The sequence below is a fragment of the Methylobacterium sp. D53M genome, assembly GCF_053345625.1.
On sequence record NZ_JBKFAL010000034.1, the window covers coordinates 1 to 17,712 of the forward strand.

At 67.0% G+C, this 17,712-nt stretch carries 15 protein-coding genes and 4 pseudogenes; 16 read left to right on the forward strand and 3 right to left on the reverse strand.

Annotation, left to right across the window (positions count from 1 at the left end; translation table 11 throughout):
* A pseudogene (locus ACLBYG_RS28290) lies at positions 1–639 on the reverse strand (recombinase family protein); the annotation flags it as partial.
* Between the two features lie 209 nt (positions 640–848).
* Here ACLBYG_RS28290 and ACLBYG_RS28295 point away from each other — a divergent pair.
* The 15 genes and pseudogenes from ACLBYG_RS28295 to ACLBYG_RS28365 all read left to right on the forward strand — a co-directional run.
* A pseudogene (locus ACLBYG_RS28295) lies at positions 849–1,528 on the forward strand (transposase); the annotation flags it as partial.
* 506 nt (positions 1,529–2,034) lie between these two features.
* Positions 2,035–2,550 carry an Hcp family type VI secretion system effector gene (locus tag ACLBYG_RS28300; protein WP_447683668.1) on the forward strand — a complete coding sequence of 172 codons (516 nt, stop codon included), beginning with the start codon at positions 2,035–2,037 and terminating at the stop codon, positions 2,548–2,550.
* Between the two features lie 86 nt (positions 2,551–2,636).
* Positions 2,637–2,882, forward strand: coding sequence for a hypothetical protein (locus ACLBYG_RS28305; RefSeq protein WP_447683669.1), 246 nt, complete (start codon positions 2,637–2,639; stop codon positions 2,880–2,882).
* Positions 2,883–2,906: 24 nt separating this feature from the next.
* On the forward strand, positions 2,907–3,071 hold the full coding sequence (locus ACLBYG_RS28310; RefSeq protein ID WP_447683670.1) for a hypothetical protein: 165 nt from the start codon (positions 2,907–2,909) through the stop codon (positions 3,069–3,071).
* Between the two features lie 63 nt (positions 3,072–3,134).
* Positions 3,135–4,894: pseudogene (locus tag ACLBYG_RS28315) on the forward strand (type VI secretion system Vgr family protein); the annotation flags it as partial.
* Between the two features lie 250 nt (positions 4,895–5,144).
* Positions 5,145–6,215, forward strand: a complete 1,071-nt coding sequence (locus tag ACLBYG_RS28320; protein WP_447683671.1) for a DUF2169 family type VI secretion system accessory protein — start codon at positions 5,145–5,147, stop codon at positions 6,213–6,215.
* Complete coding sequence (locus tag ACLBYG_RS28325; protein WP_447683672.1) at positions 6,212–6,523, forward strand: DUF4150 domain-containing protein; 312 nt, start codon at positions 6,212–6,214, stop codon at positions 6,521–6,523. The genes ACLBYG_RS28320 and ACLBYG_RS28325 overlap by 4 nt, the downstream gene beginning before the upstream one ends.
* On the forward strand, positions 6,520–7,095 hold the full coding sequence (locus ACLBYG_RS28330; RefSeq protein ID WP_447683673.1) for a hypothetical protein: 576 nt from the start codon (positions 6,520–6,522) through the stop codon (positions 7,093–7,095). The genes ACLBYG_RS28325 and ACLBYG_RS28330 overlap by 4 nt, the downstream gene beginning before the upstream one ends.
* 342 nt (positions 7,096–7,437) lie before the next feature.
* Positions 7,438–7,914 carry a competence protein ComJ gene (gene comJ, locus ACLBYG_RS28335; RefSeq protein ID WP_447683674.1) on the forward strand — a complete coding sequence of 159 codons (477 nt, stop codon included), beginning with the start codon at positions 7,438–7,440 and terminating at the stop codon, positions 7,912–7,914.
* A 98-nt stretch (positions 7,915–8,012) separates the two neighbouring features.
* The gene (locus ACLBYG_RS28340; RefSeq protein WP_447683675.1) at positions 8,013–8,966 is read left to right on the forward strand and encodes a PAAR-like domain-containing protein; all 954 of its coding nucleotides are present in this window, start codon (positions 8,013–8,015) and stop codon (positions 8,964–8,966) included.
* Positions 8,967–9,063: 97 nt separating this feature from the next.
* Positions 9,064–9,417, forward strand: coding sequence for a polymorphic toxin type 15 domain-containing protein (locus ACLBYG_RS28345; RefSeq protein ID WP_447683694.1), 354 nt, complete (start codon positions 9,064–9,066; stop codon positions 9,415–9,417).
* 9 nt (positions 9,418–9,426) lie between these two features.
* On the forward strand, positions 9,427–9,933 hold the full coding sequence (locus ACLBYG_RS28350) for a GAD-like domain-containing protein (protein ID WP_447683676.1): 507 nt from the start codon (positions 9,427–9,429) through the stop codon (positions 9,931–9,933).
* A 455-nt stretch (positions 9,934–10,388) separates the two neighbouring features.
* Positions 10,389–11,123, forward strand: coding sequence for a hypothetical protein (locus tag ACLBYG_RS28355; protein WP_447683677.1), 735 nt, complete (start codon positions 10,389–10,391; stop codon positions 11,121–11,123).
* An 83-nt stretch (positions 11,124–11,206) separates the two neighbouring features.
* Positions 11,207–12,079: a hypothetical protein gene (locus tag ACLBYG_RS28360; RefSeq protein ID WP_447683678.1), complete on the forward strand. Its 873-nt coding sequence runs from the start codon at positions 11,207–11,209 to the stop codon at positions 12,077–12,079.
* Positions 11,991–12,784: pseudogene (locus ACLBYG_RS28365) on the forward strand (transposase); the annotation flags it as partial. The gene ACLBYG_RS28360 and the pseudogene ACLBYG_RS28365, both read left to right, overlap by 89 nt.
* A 279-nt stretch (positions 12,785–13,063) precedes the next feature.
* On the opposite strand, the gene ACLBYG_RS28370 reads toward ACLBYG_RS28365, so the two are convergent.
* Both ACLBYG_RS28370 and gcvA read right to left on the reverse strand, forming a co-directional pair.
* On the reverse strand, positions 13,064–15,208 hold the full coding sequence (locus ACLBYG_RS28370) for a helicase-related protein (protein ID WP_447683679.1): 2,145 nt from the start codon (positions 15,206–15,208) through the stop codon (positions 13,064–13,066).
* Positions 15,209–15,418: 210 nt separating this feature from the next.
* Entirely contained in the window at positions 15,419–16,306 is an 888-nt protein-coding gene (gene gcvA / locus ACLBYG_RS28375) for a transcriptional regulator GcvA (RefSeq protein ID WP_447683680.1), read from the reverse strand.
* A gap of 93 nt (positions 16,307–16,399) precedes the next feature.
* On the opposite strand from gcvA, the gene ACLBYG_RS28380 reads away from it, so the two are divergent.
* Positions 16,400–17,659 (forward strand): MFS transporter, encoded by a 1,260-nt coding sequence (locus tag ACLBYG_RS28380; protein ID WP_447683681.1) that lies wholly within the window; start codon positions 16,400–16,402, stop codon positions 17,657–17,659.
* The last annotated feature ends 53 nt before the right edge of the window (positions 17,660–17,712 follow it).

The following is a 17,712-nucleotide window of genomic DNA, read 5'->3' on the forward strand; positions in this document are numbered from 1 at the left end:
CGATCCTTGCGAGAGCAAGCCATCCAGAACCCCGGCCTCCGACAGGGAGCCGGGGTTTTTCTTGTTCGCAGCAAACCGCAGGATGCCGGCGAGGTCGCCGCGCAGCATGAAGCGCAGCTCGCCGCTTTCAGGGACGCGCGTCACCTGATCGACGAGCGTGCGGAACGGTTCCGCAGCCTCTGCGCGTCCGTCTTCCGTCCGGAGGCTGTCGTAGAGCTTCGCCACCCGCTGCCGGTATAGTTCCGCCATGTTCGGATGCAGCAGGGGCGGGGGCTCCTGCGCATCCCCCAGGAACGCGGTCAGTTCGGCCTTCCGGCCCTCCAGAGTTTCGATCTTCGCCTTGAGCTTGAGGGGCGGGATGCCGGCCAGGATCGCATCGATGGCCTTGTCCAGTTCGCGCTCAGTGCGCTCCAGCTCGCGGCGCTTGGCGCCGAGTTCGGCGCCACGCTCGATCCGCAGCCGGTTCACCTCGCGTGTGAATTCGGCACAGAACTCGCGCAACAGCTCCGGCTCCATCAGGTGCGTGCGCAGCCCGTTCAGGATCGAGACTTCCAGCGCGTCGCGGCGGATGTTGACCCGGTTGTCGCAGGTCCCCTTGTTGCGCGCCATGGCGCAGCCGAGCAGGTCTTTCGAGATCATTGCGTGGCCGTCACCGCAGCAGCCAGACTTCACCAGGCCGGCAAACAGGTGCTTCGGTCGACGCCGCTCCTTGAGAGGGTTTTGTCTGCCGTCAGCGCTCGTGAGACAGATTGAGGCCGTTCACGAACGGAGGATGTCTGGTTCATCGTAGCCTCAGGAGCGTAGATGAAGCAGACATCCGGGCCGGCTCGGAAGCCGGCAGAGACCGTTCGGAGGCGAGCGTCTACCGCCTGCTCAAGGCCCAGGACCTGATCACCGGCCCGGCCGACATCGTGATCAAAGCCGCCGACGAGTTCCGGGACAAGACCACCGCGTCCAATCAACTCTGGCAGACTGACTTCACCTATCTGATGGTGATCGGCTGGGGCTGGTACGCCCTCTCGACCGTGCTGGATGACTTCTCGCGCTACATCGTGGTGTGGAAGCTGTGCGCGACGATGCAGGCCAGCGACGTCACCGCCACGCTCGACCGCGCGCTGGCAGACGCCGGGCTCGACCACGTGCACGTGGTCAGCGGCCTCGGCGGCTCTCCGACAACGGGCCGAGCTACGTCGCGGGGGATCTCGCCGACTGGCTCGGCAGCCGGGGCATGACCCACATCCGCGGTGCGCCCCGCCATCCTCAGACGCAGGGTCAGATCGAGCGTTGGCACCCGACGCTTAAGAACCGCATCCGGCTCGAACACGCCGACCTGCCCGGCGAGCTGGAGGCGCGGGTTGCCGCCTTCGTCGAGCCCTACAACCAAGCTCGGGCTCACGAGAGCCTGGGCAACCTCACCCCCGCCGACGTCTACTTCGGCCGCGGCGAGGCCATCCTGCGGGAGTGGGCGCGGATCGCGCGCCAGACCCTTATGGACCGCCGCTTGCGCCACCACGCGCAGGCTGCCTGACCTCTCAACCCAGGTGGACCAGAGCCTCCGGTCCTGAGCGTCCCAAATCGTCTCAAATCATCTGACAACGGACATCAGGCCATTTTCCTTACCAACCGTCCGGATGGTTCGGCCATTTTTGGCCAAACGTCCCGATTGAGCGTTATCAAGGGCTTAGCCATTCCTTGGACCTGTTCCAATTCGAACCGTATTGATTTCAACAGCTGCCACAGTCGCTTGAACCACTTAAAAAGTTCAGCCATTTTTGGCCAAGCCCTTGGCCGTTTTTGGCCAAAAATATCAACCGCTGATGGACGCGCCTGAAGACCCGATTCAAAGGCTAAAACGATCCACCTGATAGATCAGGCACTTGAGATGAAAAAAAAAAATAATTTTACCCCAGAACGGCTTGGCACGAACTCTGCCATGTACTACCCGCGAGGCCGGAACACAGCGCAGAACACCGGGCATAATCTAACCGGATCTGCGGATCGACCACCACCGGCCCCGGATCACCGGGGAAGACCATGCCGACACCCGCCTATATCTCGATCGAGGGCGCCACCCAGGGCAACATCACCCAGGGCGCCTTCACCGAAGCCTCCGTGGGCAACATCTGGCAGGAGGGCCACGAGAACGAGATCCTCGTCCAGGCGATCGAACACCCCATCACCATCCCGCGCGACCCGCAGTCGGGCCAGCCCTCGGGCCAGCGCGTCCACCTGCCGTTCAAGTTCACCGCGCCGCTGAACAAGGCGATCCCGCTCCTGTACAACGCGCTCACCTCGGGCGAGATGCTGACCAAGGTCGAGGTCAAGTGGTTCCGCACCAGCTCGGCCGGCAAGCAGGAGCACTTCTTCACCACCCGGCTGATCGACGCGACCATCATCGACATCGACGCCCAGCTGCCGCACTGCCAGGACGCGCGCAACGCCGACTTCACCCAGCTGATCGCCGTGTTGCTGTCCTATCGCCGGATCGAGTGGGAGCACACCGTCGCCAGCACGTCGGGCGCCGACGACTGGCGCAAGCCCAAGGCCTGAGCCGGACGACCTGAGCGGCGGGGGTCGAGCGGATGCGCGCCTCGGGCGGCTCACGCGCCGGATGCCCCGGCGTCCCGCGGGACGAGGTGCGCCCGGACGCGGGTGTCCAGGACGAGCCCGTCCCGGACGAACCCTCGCCGCGGCCGATCCCGGCCCGGATGGTCCGGCCGCCCGCCCGGCTGCCGGGGCGGTGGCCGGGCGGGCGCGACCTCACCCGCGACCTCGCCCTGGTGCCGGCCGCCGCGGTCACCGCCCTGGCGATCCAGGTGTTCTCCGTCGACCCGGCCGAGTGGATCGTCGACCTGCCCGAGGCGGCCGCCGTGGCGTTCTGAGCCGTGCCGGACGGGCGCGACGGGATGCCGATCCTCCTGGGCCTGCTCACGCTCGGCCCGGTGCTCGGCCTGACCGGCCTGGCCGGCTTCGGGCGCCCGCACTCCTGGTTCGGCTTGGTGCTGGGCGCGGGGCTCGCCGCCTACTGGCTGCAGCGCTTCGTCCTCCACGTCCCGGCCTGCACCCCCTGAGCCGGCAACCCCCTCGAGCCGGCCCCTGCCGGCCAGGGCCGCCGCCCCCTTCGAGAGATCCCGATGATCGCCCTGCCCGCCGAGATCACCCAGCCGCTGAGCGAGATCGAGCGCGACTTCACCCTCGCGTGCACCGCAGACGGCCTGCCGGAGGCCGATCTCGCGGTCACGGGCTTCCGCCTGGAGGAGGCGATCTCGACCCTGTTCCAGGCCGAGGTCGCGCTGACCTCGCCCGACCCGGGCCTCGACCTCACCGCCCTGCTCGACACGCCGGCGCTGCTCACCGTGCTCGACCGCTACGGCCCGCCCCGCCACGTCCACGGCGTGCTCGCCCTGGCCGAGCGCGGCGACACCGGCGCGCACCACACGCGCTACTCCGTCCTGCTGATGCCGGCGCTGCACCGCCTGCGCTTTTCCGCCGATTGCCGGATCTTCCAGGCGAAGAGCGTGCCCGAGATCGTCGAGGCGGTGCTCAAGGAGACCGGCGTCAGCGCCTACCGCCTGGCACTGACCGAACAGCACCCCGCGCGCGAGTACTGCGTGCAGTACCGGGAGACGCACCTCGCCTTCATCGAGCGGCTGCTCGCCGAGGAGGGCATCGCCTACCACTTCGAGCACGAGGCCGGCGCCCACACCCTGGTGCTCACCGACGCCACCAAGCTGGCGCCCGACGCGCCGGGCGCCGAGGCCCTGGAGTACAACGCGCTGCCGGGCGGCACGGTAAGGGTCCGCATGTCGGCCGGTTCACGTGGCGGGAGGTGGTGGCGCCCTCCGACGTGGTGCAGCGCGACCACTTCTTCCGCAACCCCGTGCACGACTTCGAGGCGCGGGCGCAGGCCTCGGTGCTCAACGGGCTGACGCGCAAGCTGGAGATGTACGACTACCCCGGCCGCTACAAGGCGGACGCGGTGGGCCAGGCGTTCACGCGCTATCGCCTGGAGGGGTATCGCGATGAGGCGAGCCACGGCGAGGGCGCCGGCCGGTGCGCGCGGCTGCTGCCCGGGCACCGGTTCGCGCTCGTCGAGCATCCCGATCCCGCGCTGAACCGGCGGTTCCTGGTGGTGGCGGCCAGCCACGCGGGCAGCCAGCCGGGGGCGGTGGAGGCGGATGCCGGGGACGGGGGCGCGTACCTGACCACGGCGTTCCGGGTGATCCGGCACGACACGCCCTACCGCCCGGACGCGCCCGCCAAGCCGCGGGTGGAGGGCCCGCAGATGGCGATCGTGACGGGTCCGGCGGGGGAGGAGATCCACTGCGACGCGTTCGGGCGGGTGAAGGTGCGCTTCCCCTGGGACCGGTCGGGGAAGGCGGACGACACGGCGTCGTGCTGGATCCGGGTGAGCCAGGGCTGGGCGGGGGCGAGCTGGGGCCAGATGGCGGTGCCGCGGGTGGGCCAGCACGTGATCGTCGACTTCCTCGAGGGTGATCCGGACCAGCCGATCATCACGGGCCGGGCCTACAACGCGCGCGAGCCGGTGCCGTACCCGCTTCCCGCGCACAAGACGCGGATGACGATCAAGTCGAAGACGCACAAGGGCGAGGGGTTCAACGAGCTGCGGTTCGAGGACGAGCAGGGCCGGGAGGAGGTGTTCGTCCACGCGCAGAAGGACATGCGGGTGAAGGTGCGCCACGACCGGCGCAAGCGGGTCGACCACGACCAGTCGGAGAGCATCGGGAACGACAAGGCGATCGATGTCGGCGGCAACCACGTCGAGACGATCGCGCAGAACAAGCAGCTCGCGGTGGCGATGAAAATGAACCGCACGGTGGGCCTGACCTCTTCGGAGGAGGTCGGGATGATGAAGAATACCGTCGTCGGGGTCGACCAGACCGTGACGGTGGGGAAGGACGCACAGGTCACGGTCGGCGAGCAGCACGTGATCAACGTCGGCAAGGAGATGATGATCAACGTCGGAGAGACGTTCCAGCTCAAGGTCGGCAAGGCGACGCTGACCCTGACCAAGGACGGGCACGTCACGCTCACCGGGACCACCCTGACCACCGACTTCTCCGATCAGGTGAAGCACTGGGGCAGGGTGATCGACCTGAACCCCTCGCGCTGAGGGGCGGGCGATGCTGCTGCGCAACGACACGCCGCTGGCGGCGATCGGCTTCGACGACCTGCACCGGGACGGGGCGGTCATGGCGGTGGTCGCCGTGCGGGCGAGCTACGCGCTGACTGCAGAGGGAGCCCTGCGCCTGTACGAGCGGCAGGCGATCGTGCTCACCGACGTCTACGCGGGCGACCCGCACCGAACGCCGCTGCTGCGGGCGAGTGACCTCATCGGCTACAGGCCGCATGCGGACGTGACCCTGCTGGGCAGCGCCCACGGGCCCGACGGCCGGCCCGCGGCCTCCTGGGAGGTGGCGCTCGGCCTCGGGAATGGTCGCGCGAGCCTGCGCGTGCACGGGCCGCGGCGCTGGGCGCCGGAGGGGGCGTCGTGGCGGCTCGGCCCGGCCGAGCCGGTCGCGCGGGTACCGCTCGATTACCGCTTGGCTGCCGGCGAGCGGTTCGTCGGCGATCCGGAGGGCGGGGGAAGCCCGCACAACCCGATCGGTCCGGGGCTGCTGCACCGGGACTGGAGCCCGGCGGGCCGTGCCCTGCGGGCGCCGCAGATCGAGGTGGCGGACGCGCCGGTGACCGACCCGTTCGCGGTGCCGGAGCCGGCTGGGTTCGGCCCGGTGCCGCCGTTCTGGGCGTGGCGGGAGCGGCGCTGCGGCACCCGGGACGAGGCGTGGCAGCGCGGACGCTGCCCGCAGATGCCGCAGGACTTCGACTACCGCTTCTTCCAGGTGTCTCCGCTGCGGCTCATCGTGCGCCGCCTCGTCGGCGACACGCGCGTGAGCCTGGACGGGCTGCTGCCGAGCGGGCCGCTGGCCTTCCGCCTGCCCGCGTTCGTCCCCGTGGTGCGGCACAGCTGGAACGACGGTCGGGAGGCGCGCGCGGCGCTGACGCTGGACGGGCTGCACCTCGACCTGCGCGCGGAGGCCCCGCCCTGGTCGGTGGACCTGACGTGGCGCGGCTGGATCGCCCGGTGCCCGGCGTATCTGGGCGCGGAGCTCGACCCGGTGCCGGCCGGGCAGGCGGCGGGCTTGCCGGTCTCGGGCGAGCACGGCCTGCGGGATGGGGGAGAGGCCGCATGAGCCTGCCGCGGGAGGGCGCGCGGGTCACGCGCGAGGGGATCGTGGTCTCAACCGCGATGGATTGGTGCCGGTCGCCGCAGGCGATCGTGCCTTACCGGATCCATACTCAGGGACAGATCGAGGGCGCCTGCACGGTCGCGAGCGTCCGGCAGAACGACGAACCCTCATACGCGAGCAGTTCGCTGATCAAGGCCTGCTATGGTGACGAGGCGGGGATTAGCGGCGGGGTTCTATCGGGGACACACGGTGGGAAGTGTGAGCCAAAGACGTACTCCTCGACGGTACGGATCGAAGACAAGGGGTGTTGAGCCACAGTGACGAACTGTGGATGAATAACAAAAATACCTTCGGAAAACTCACTGACTTAAGGGACACCAACAGTTATCCGACGCCAAGACGAGTGAAGATCGCGCCAAGGATAAGAATTACGCAAGCGGGTACTGGCACGACGACCGATGCTGTTCCCATTGGTGGCGAGGCGATTTCCATACCGAAGCCCGGCCTTGCAGCAGGCGCGATAGCCGGAGGAATAGCTCTGCACGAACTCGACGTTCTTCGCGAAGACAGAGCTGTCCAGAATGCTGCTCAGCAGCTCGATCTAAATCTACAGAACACAAATGATGTGCTCGCCGCGCGCTTACGTGTGGGCAAAGAACATGGCTCCGATGAGCTATTGGGATGTTCCATGGTCTGGCCCACGCAACGAGAGCGTGGCGCGGTTAATTGCCGAGATGGAACGCACGCATCCCGGAACTGTAGGGGCGGCTGGACAAGGCGATCCAGATGCGAAGAAAAGGCTGGAGGCCGCGATTGCTGTCGGCTTGACGACAGCAGCCGCATTGCAGACCATTCGGATCACACGCAGCTCAAAAAGGAATAGTTGCAGAAGAACCGTTGTAATCTCGCGATCACGTTCACCGCTAGCGGCCAAGCATATTGAGGATGCTCCAGCTTCGGGACAGCCTAGAGAGTTGACGCTTGATAGGGCGGGCACAAACCAGAGGCGAGCGGCAAATATGAGAAGATCAGGCTTGCCGCCTATCCCATTATATGATCGGGACGAGTATCCGCTTGCGACATTTGCCGAGACCACCAACGTGAATGTCAAGTATATTCCGCTATCGGACAATCGAGGCGCTGGACAGCAGCTTAAAGCTCAGATGAATACACCAACTCGGGCCGATGAAGGCTGTAAAGTAACGATAACCACGGGACCGTAAATATGCTGATTACAGAATTCAATGCCACTGTAACACATGCGCAAGTTATTGTCTTTGAACGCCCTCCGAAAGCATATGAATGGACTGACGACCACGTAGCTCAGGGATTTTTATTTTCCCCAGGTGATGTGTCTTTCGGAATTCCGGATCATGACGGTATATGCCGGATACAGATCTACAGCAACGAAAAATTTGCACCCGACGACCTATGTCTATGGGCTATGCAGGTCCCATTTGAGGTCAACGGGGATTATATACATGTCGGGACTGTTTCTGAAACACGCGAAGTCCACATCGATAGAGATAATTACAATCTGATATTTTCCGTCTATGACGGGCACGTTATAGGCCGCGACTGTACGTTCTTGTTGAAGTTGTTCTTTTCAAATAACACAAATCCATCTTTTGAAATCATAAAGAAAGGTATCGGTATCACAACCGATCACGTTCTTCGTGTAGACGCTGATGAGATGAGTTAGCAATCACTAATAGCGGAGCTGGATGCGGCACCGGCCGAGCAGGCGGCGGGCCTGCCGGTCTCGGGCGAGCACGGGCTGCGGGATGGGGGAGAGGCCGCATGAGCCTGCCGCGCGAGGGCGCGCGCGTGACGCGCGAGGGGATCCTGATGTCGGTCCCGATGAACTGGGGTCTCTCGCCGGATAAGGCGGTGCGGTACCGGGTTCACACGCAGGGTCAGATCGAGGGGGTGTGCACGGCGGGGACCGTGCGTCAGACGGATCACGCGTCCTACGTCGAGGGCTCGCTGATCACGCGCTGCTACGGCGACGAGGCGGCGACCGGCGGGGGCGTCCAGTTCGGCACGCAGGGCGCGGAGTGTGAGCCAAAGACGTGGTCGAAGACGGTGAAGATCCAGGACAAGTGTGTGGTGCGCCACGACGACAAGTGGTGGATGAACCACAAGGAGACTTGGGGCAAGCTCATCTACATCGAGGACACCCAGAGCTATCCCACTCCGAACAGAAATGAGATCGAGCCGAGAATACAACTCGCGCAGCTTGGCCCCATGCGACCACCAATGCCGATGCCTTTGCCGGTAGAGCCACCACCTCCGGCGAGAGCCCCTGCAATCAACGACAACGTACCAGTCATACCTGGCCCGAGCGGGCCTCCTATTATTCCTCCATCGAATAGCCCACAGCCGCATGTAAACAGCTTTTTAAGTGATTACCGCTCGGATGCCTGGCGCAACGGAGATGGATCCTGGACTTTTAATACAATATTATCCGGACCTTTGGCGGGGGTTACTACATACGACCCTGATGGAAAATACTATATCTTGGCTGAGTGGCTGCCTAATGGCCACCTTATTGTTTCACGCGATGAACTCGAGAATTTGTACCGTGAAACCCTTCAAAAAAGTAGAACAGCACAGCGGCGCGATGCCGCTGCTTTAGGCCGCCATGGAATGCGCGTAACCCGCAAGGGAGTTACGCGACTGAGATGTTGGAGCCTGGATAGATTTCTTTACAAACGAGGAGTATCGGACGCAAGCCATCCTCTAATGAAGTAATATTGCCGTCAAATATTCGAACAGGCAAGAGGTTTAAATAGCATGTCGCCAAGCGAGTACATTTAACGAAAGGGAATGGTTTAAAGCGCACGGTCGCCTGAACAATCAGGCCGAATTTAGAGAAGAACACCTCCAGACAGTTGTGAATGATTTGCTCAAGAGTGGCCAGTACACTAGCATTGTTGCGGCTCGCGCAGCCGCTGAGAAAAGTATATTTCGACTTGTTCCGCTGCATGCCCCAGACCAATTAGTTAGTGGAAGGCTATCCGTCATCGAGAGACTGGGTCTAGATTCAGTTAATTCATCGCTCGGTGGAGGATGGCCAGCAAGGACCTCTGAACTTGACACAATCGCAGCAGAAGCTAAAAGCAACAATGATAAGAAATTAAATGTTTCTCTATGTGCTAAGTTCAAAGGCCAAATAGTTTGCGAGTCAGACCCCAACTGCTAGGAGGGAGTCATGGATTTAGATGAAAATGTCTCATACATCATCCAATCTGCAAAGCCGAAAAAATTTAGAAAACTTGATGGTAGAAAATATGTAGATGTAGTTCCAAAACCTATAATCGCCATTTGGGAGCGTTGTGGCATTGCGAGTTGGGCAGGCGGCGCCTTCCAAACATGCGACCCTGAGTCCATTTGGGATTCTGTAAGAGAAGCCCTGGACGGAAATCAGCACCTCGAAACAGATAAGACTATTCCGTACTTAATAAGTGCTTTCGGTATAGCAAAAGCATGGAATTTAAAAGTTGGCTCGGTAAACATCGAATTTCCAAACAATAGAATTGTATACAATATAAATCCTGGAAAAATATCCGCCGATACCGTCAGCGATGTGGAATTTTACTCCAGTTTCTCTCTTAATAAGCGATATTTTCGCGATTTTGGTCTCCTCGACGCCGCGATAAATAAACTCGGTGCATTAAATGAGCTTGAGGCTTATGGTTTTGTCCCGCTCTTAGTTTAGGTGGAACGCCTACCGTAGCCAACGTTGAGCGACTTCGTGCAGACGTTTATCTTTCCATATTGTCCCAATCGGAGAGATTTAAGGAGGTTTATTTTGATTGCACGGATCCAAGCAATTTGCGCTATGTAGATTTATGATATGACGTGCGATCACGAGCAAATGACCAGCACTACTTCGGGGCGATATCGACAGGCCCCGTGAGTGGTTCCGGCCCTGGCGCACCACGGGCTCAGCCGGCCGGGTTCGGCCCGGTGCCACCGTTCCGGGCATGGTGGGAACGGCGTTGCGGCACCCATGACGAGGCTTGGGCGCGCGCGACACGTGATGGAATCGTGGTGTCGACCGCCTGAAAGGCGTCCGGTAAGCTAGGCTTTTGCACCGTGCAAAGCCTCTGACTGGAGCGCGTCGAGGACTTCTCCGGCAACGCGCTCGCCCTCATCCGCGACCAAGCGGGCGTGCTCCTGCGGGTCGAGCGCTCCGACGGCCTCGCACTCGCCTTCGACAACGACGATACCGGCCGGCGCACCGGCATCACCCCGATCGGGCTCGGCGGCGCCAGCCTGAGGCTGACCGAATACGGCTACGACATAGGCGGCCGCATGGACCGGGCCGACTGCGCCTTCGGCATGTCGGTCGACTACGCCTGGCAGCCCGACCGGCCGCTGCTCGCCCGCTGGCACAACAGGACCCGCCGGTCGCAGACCGCATTTAGCTACGACGATGCCGGCCGGGTGGTGCACACCGAGACCACCGGCCTGTGGAACGGCGACCGCTTCCTCTACGACGCGCAGGCGCGCCGGACCACCTACCTGCCCGGCGGTGACGCGGCCCGGGCGCAGGTCTCCGCCTACAACGAGAACGACAACGTCACGGCCGAGACCGACGCGCTCGGTGCCACCACGCGCCACAGTTTCGACCGCTACGGCTTCCGCATCGCCACCACCGACGCGACCGGGGCTACCGTGCGCACGCGCTACGACATCTTCGGCAACGTACGGAGCACGTCGACGCCGAGGGGCGGGAGACGCTGTACGGCTGGGGACGGGAGGGCCAGCTCGACATCGTCGTCGACGGCGCGGGCAACGTCCAACGCAACGACTACGACGCCCAGGCCAACCTCGCGGCCGAGATCGACGCCGAGGGCCACCGCACGGAGTACGAGCGGGACGCCCACGGCCGGATCACCCTGACGCGCTTCCCCGACGGCACCGAGGAGCGGCGCACCTACGACGCGGGCGGCTGGCTCGCCAGCGTCACCGACACCAGGGGCGGGGTGACCCGGTTCGGTTACGACGCGTTCGGGCGGCTGGTGGAGACCACCGACCCGCTCGGGCGCACGACGCGGCTCGCCTACGCGGCCGGTCCCGGGAGCTTTGCCACCCCGACCGGGCTGACCCGGCCGGACGGCACGACGGTGGCGCGCGCCTTCGATCCGGAGGGGGCGCTGGCCAGCGTCACGGACGGCGAGGGCCGGACCTGGCGCTACCGCCACGGCGCCTTCGACGTGCTGGAGGCGATCGAGGACCCGAACGGCGGCACGCTGACCCTCGGCTATGACGGCGAGGGCCGGCTCGTCCAGGTGACCAACGCGCTCGGCCGGAGTTACGCGCTGGAGCGGGACGCGGCCGGCCGGGTGGTGGCCGAGGTCGACTTCGACGGGCGGGTGACGCGCTATACCCGCGACGTCCTCGGGCGGGTGAGCGAGACGGTCAGGCCGGACGGCGCCCGGTTGACCTACACTTACGACCGGACCGGGCTGGTCACCGGGATCGCGGTGTTCGGCCCGGACGGGCGGCGGCAGGATCAGGTCGCCTACGGGTACGACAGGCGCGGGCTGCTGATCGAGGCGCGGAACGAGGCGACGCGGGTGGAGATCATCCGCGACCGGGACGGTCGGATCGTCGAGGGGGATGTCGGCGGGCGGCGGGTGCAGAGCCGGTACGATGCCTGCGGCCGGCGTGTGACGCGGCGGATCTTTTCCGGGATCGACCAGCCCCATGAAGTCCGGCTCGGCGAGCACGTCACCCGCCACGCCTACGATCCGCTGGGCGCCCTGCCGCTGCGCGGCCGGCGAGTCGATCATGGCGATCGCGCGCGCGATCCCTCTGGCACCGGCAACGGTGCGGCGCTACGCCTCCATGGATAGGCCCCCGGAACGCGGCGAACGGCGGATCGGATCGAGTCAGCTCGACCCCTGGCTGGCCTATCTCGAGCGCCGCCGTGCCGAGGGCTGCGAGAACGGATTGCAGCTCCTGCGAGAGCTGCGCGAACACGGTTACGCGGGCGGCTCGCGGCAGGTCCACAAATGGCTGCAGAGTCGACGGACGAAGGTCGCGATCACCACACCCCGACGCTGGCGTGACGCCATCCCCGGCATGACGGCCCCGGCTCGGCCGAGCTGCCGGCGCGGCGCGAGCAACTGCCGGGATCGAAGGTCCTCGCCTGGATCATGACGGTGTCGCCGGACCGGCTGAGCCCGGCCGATAGCGCGCTTCTCGCGCGCATCGTGCAGGATCCCGACGCGGCCACCCTACACGGGCTCATCCAGCGCTTCGTCGTGTTCGTACGCGAGGCCGGGAGGAAGGGGAACGGATCGTCCGCACATGGCGATCGACGCCTGGCGGCGTTCGAGGCTTGGATCGTCGAGGCGAAGGCGAGCGGCATCCGAGCCGCGCAGACGTTCGCCAGCGGGCTCGTCGTTGATGCTGCCGCGGTAAGGGCAGCGTTGACGATGCCGTGGAGCAACACTCAGTCCGAGGGCCAGATTACGAAACTGAAGCTGATCAAGCGACTGATGTACGGCCGAGCCGGCTTCGACCTTCTACGCCGTCGCGTACTTCTGGCTCCTTGACCCACACGAAATGACGAAGATCCACTGAACCGAAGCACGTCCAAAAGGGATTTGAGCCTGTCTCGGGTTGAGAGGATACTCCGGTAATTTCGGTATAACTCTTTCGATCAGTCGCGAGAATAGAGCGTTGCATTCCCTCGTAACCAACGATCTGTGCTCAGAACGAATCGCCGGATTGCGCCGAGATCGGGTGTTGCGGGGACCCGCAACCAACGTCATCCGAGAAAGCCCGCTGCGCCGAACGCGCAGCGGGCTTTTTTCATGGCCCGATGCCGCGTCTCACCGCGCCCCGACAGGTCGCCGGCTGCGCCGCTCCGCCTTCCGGGTCGCTGTCTCCCGCAGGTGCTGCTCAATGGCGTCGTTGGCGCGGCCGCGCATGTGGCGGATGGCGTCCACGTCGTCGAAAGTCTCGGGGAAGCGCCGCGACAGCCACAGATAGGCGCTGGCGAGCTTCACGGTCCGCTCCTGGTAGTCGAGCGCGCCCGCGAGGTTGCCGCGCAGAGCCGGGACCGTGAGGCCGGCGGCGCGCGCCTGGCACCAGCGCTCCAGCAGGCCCATGGCGATCTCGTCGCGCCGGTCGATCGGGCAGACCGAGAAGGCGAACTTCTCCTCGATCGGCAGCCGCGCCCGGTCGACGATCCGGGCGACCTCCAGCACCTCCTCCAGGGCCGAGGGCTGGAACGGCGAGCCCGCGTAGAAGGTCGCCCGGGCGAAGTGGGTCAGCACCTCGTGCAGGCTGTGGGTGCGCATCTCCTCGGCCACCGAGCGGATCGCCCCGAGATCCGGGCGGACGAAGAAGCGCGTGTCGGCCGCCGGCGCCGTCGGGGCGCCCGAGAGGGCGGTGCGGATCGGCTCGGCGGCGTACGGGTCGGTCGCCGCCACGTAGCCGACATCCTGGTGGCCGTAGCGGCCGGCCCGGCCGGCGATCTGCCGGATCTCGGAATGGGTCAGCGCCCGCTCGGCGGTCCCGTCCCACTTGCGCACCGCCGAGAACACGATCCGCTTCAGCGGGCCGAGATTGAGCCCCATGCCGATCGCGTCGGTGGTCACCAGCACGTTGGCCTCCCCGCTGCGGAAGCGCGCGGCCTCGGCCCGGCGGACCTCCGGCGACAGGGCGCCGTAGATCGTCGCGACCCGGTGACCGCGGGCGACGAGGACCTCGCGATTCTCGTGCACGGCCCGGCGCGAGAAGGCGACCACCGCGTCCCCGGCCTCGACCTTCTCCAGCGGCACCGGCTCCTCCAGCAGCAGGAGCGGCGACTTGCGGGTGAAGGGGATCACCTCCAGGGACTCGTCGGCGGCCTCGGCGGCGCGGCGGACATAGGACAGGGCGTCGTCCGAGCCGCAGACGATCACGGTCCTGGCGGCGACGCCGAACAGCGCGTTGGTCCAGGCCCAGCCGCGGTCGGGGTCCGACAGCATCTGGATCTCGTCGATCACCGCCACGTCGATCGGCCGGGTGAGGTCGGCGGTCTCGATCGTGCGGGCGGTGTGGGTCGGGTTCGTATCGCCCAGCACCTCCTCGCCGGTGATCATGCCCGCGCGCAGGCCCCGCTCGCGCAGGGTCTCGTAGTTCTCCAGCGCCAGCAGCCGGAGCGGCGCGAGGTAGGCTCCGGTCCCGGCCGCGGTCAGGTGCTGCAGGGCCGCGTAGGTCTTGCCGGAATTGGTCGGCCCCATGTGGAACACGATCTTCCGGTCGAGGCGCCGGGCGGCGGTGAAGCGCTCGATATAGGCGCCGAAGCCGACCTGATCGCGCAGCCGCCGCAGGCGCGAGCCCTCGCGCGCCACCGCCTTGGCGTGGCGGCGGACGGGGGTGAGCGTGTCGTTGAGGCCGCGGGCGAGCTTTGGGCCGTACGTGAAGACCCGCGACCGGAGCGAGCGGTCCATGTGGGCGATGTAGGCGGCGGCGTCCGCCCCGACCTCGCGCAGGTCGACGAGGAGCTGCGCCCGCAGCCGGTCGACCGGCTTGTGCAGGGCGCGGGTCGCCTGGAGGGCCGTGCGCGCCACGGCGTCGCGCAGGGCCTCCAGGCGGTGCGTCGGGTCGTTCCGGGCGGCCATGCGGGCGAGGATCTCGGCCGCCTCCGGCTCGGGGGCCACGTCGAGGCGCAGGTCCAGGCGGCCGTTGTCGAGGAGCGGGATCTCGGTCCGGATCAGCCAAGTGATGCGGTGGTCCTTGGTGACCACGGCCCGGAGATTGGGGATCGCCTTCCGGATCGCCGGGATGCCGGTCTCCGCGAAGGCCCGGGCGGCCCGCATCTCCCGGAGCGCTCGGGCGACGCGGTCGTCGTCGACCTCGGCGCCGTAATCGGGCAGGTCGAGCTGGGCGAGCAGCCGGTCGAGGTCGACCGCCTCCGGGGCGACACCGAGCCGCCCCAGGGACTCGATCAGGCTCTCGATCGTCGGGCGGAGACGCTTGCGCGCCATGCGGTCACCTTCGGCAGAAGCGTCTGACGCCAACCCCGACGCGGTCGGGGGCGTTCCGGATCCGATCCATGCGCCGGGCGGAGGCGGCACGCCATCCCTGATGCGCGCCTCCGCCGTCTTTGCGGGCGCAGCGAAGCAATCCAGTTGGTGCCCTCCGGACGGAAGGCGCGCCGCCCTGGGGCGCTTCGCTGCGCTCGCGATGACGGAGCGTTACGGATGCCGCGCCGCCTCGGCGAGCCAGCCGCAGAAGGCCCGGACCGCCGGATCCTCCGCCCGCGGCTCGGGGATGTAGGTGTAGTAGCTCCGCGCGGGCAGGGCGGGGCCCGGGAAGGGCAGGGTCAGGCGGCCGGCCGCGACGTCGTCGGCGATCAGCCGCTCGGGCCCCATGGCGACGCCGAGCCCGTCGAGGGCGGCCTGGAGGGTCAGGTAGAAATGCTCCAGCGTCACCGTGGCCCGCGGCGCCAGATCCGGGACGCCCGCCGCGCGCAGCCAGTCGGGCCAGACCCGCGGCAGCGTCGCGGCGTGCAGCAGCGTGTGGTGCCGGAGATCCTCCGGCACCCGGAGCGGCAGCCGGCGCAGCAGGTCCGGGCTGCAGACCGGGATGCGCCGCTCGGACAGGAACGGCTCCGCGCGGTGGCCCGGCCGGCTGTCCGGCCCGCCCCGGATCGCCACGTCGAACGGCTCCGCCAGGCTGGCGAGGGGCACGTTCGAGGTGGTCAGCCGCACCTCGATCGACGGGTTGGCCCGCTGGAAGCCCGACAGGCGCGGGATCAGCCAGCGGAGTGTGAAGGTCGCCAGCGCGTTCACGTGCAGCAGGCGCGGCCGTCCGCGCTCGGCCTGCCGGGCGGTGGCCAGGGCGATGCGGTCGAGGGCGGCGCCGATCTCGGTCGCGTAGGCCGTGCCGGCCTCGGTGAGGACCACCCGCCGGTTGTGGCGCTCGAACAGCGGCAGCCCGAGCCAGCCTTCCAGCGTCTGGACGTGCCGGCTGACCGCCCCGTGGGTGACCCGCAGCTCGTCCGCCGCGCGGGTGAAGCTCCCGTGCCGCGCGGCCGCCTCGAAGGCTTTCACGGCGTTGAGGGGCGGCAGGCGACGGTGCACGGGTCAGGTTTCCTCACGCGAGCGTCAGCATAAGTCGTTTGTCAGCTCCGGGCCAGGGCGCCATCCTGCCGCCGCACCACGAAGGATGGCTGGATGTCCGTCGCGTCCGATCTGACCGCCTCTTCCGAAACTGCGTCTTCCGAAACCGCATCCCCCCGGGCCGCGTCCCTGCCGGACGCCCGGCGCACGCTGGTGGCCACCGGCGTGAACCACGCCCTGCACGACGGCTACACGGACCTGATCTACGTGCTGCTGCCGGTCTGGCAGGCGGAGTTCGGCCTCGACTACGTCGCCCTGGCGTTCCTGCGCTCCCTCTACAACGGCGCCCTGGCGGCGCTGCAGATGCCGGCGAGCCGCCTCGCCCAGGCCTGGGGTGCCCGCACCGTGCTGGTGCTCGGCACCGTGCTCAGCGCGGCCGGCTACGCGATCGCCGGCACCTCGGGCGGCCTCGTCGGGCTCGGGATCGGGCTCCTGCTCGGCGGCGCCGGCAGCAGCACCCAGCATCCCCTGGCGTCCGCGGTGATCGCCCGGGCCTACGGGCCCGGCGCCCGCGGCCCGCTCGGCACCTACAATTTCACCGGCGATCTCGGGAAGGCGGCGGTCCCGCCCCTGGTCGGCCTGCTGCTGACCCTGACGGGCTGGCGGCACGCGCTCTGGGTGATCGCCGGCGCCGGGATCGTGGTCGCGCTCGCGGTCGCGCGCCTGCTGCCGCGTGATCCGGCGTCACGCAGCGGCGGCGCCGCTGCGCGTCCGGCGCCCCATCCGTCCGCGACCGGGCCGGGGAACGGCACGGGCTTCCGCCTGCTCGTCGCCATCGGCATGCTCGACAACGCCGCGCGGCCGGCCTTCCTGCTCTACCTGCCGTTCCTGCTGCAGGAGAAGGGCGCGGCGCTGACCACGGTCGGCCTCGCCCTGTCGCTGGTCTTCGTCGGCGGCGCGCTCGGCAAGGCGGTCTGCGGGCGCCTCGGGGAACGCCTCGGCGTGACCCGGACCGTGATCCTCACCGAGACCGGGACGGCACTGGCGATCCTGGCGGTGATCGTGCTGCCGCTGGCCCCCGGGCTGATCCTGCTGCCGCTGCTCGGCGTGATGCTGAACGGCACCTCGTCGGTCCTCTACGGGACCGTCCCGGAGCTGGCGCCCGGCGGCCGGGTCGAGCGGGCCTTCGCGGTGTTCTACACTTGGACGCTCGGCGGCAGCGCGCTGGCGGCACCGCTGCTCTACGGGCGGCTCGGCGACGCGGCCGGCCCGCACTGGGCGGCCGTGGCGGCGGCCGGGACGGCGCTCGCCGTGGTGCCGCTGATGCTGGCCCTGGCGCCGCGCCTCGGGGCGGCGCACCGGCAGCGGGCCTGAGGCGCGCCGTCCGCTCGGATCACCCGTCATCGCGCGCGCAGCGAAGCGACCCG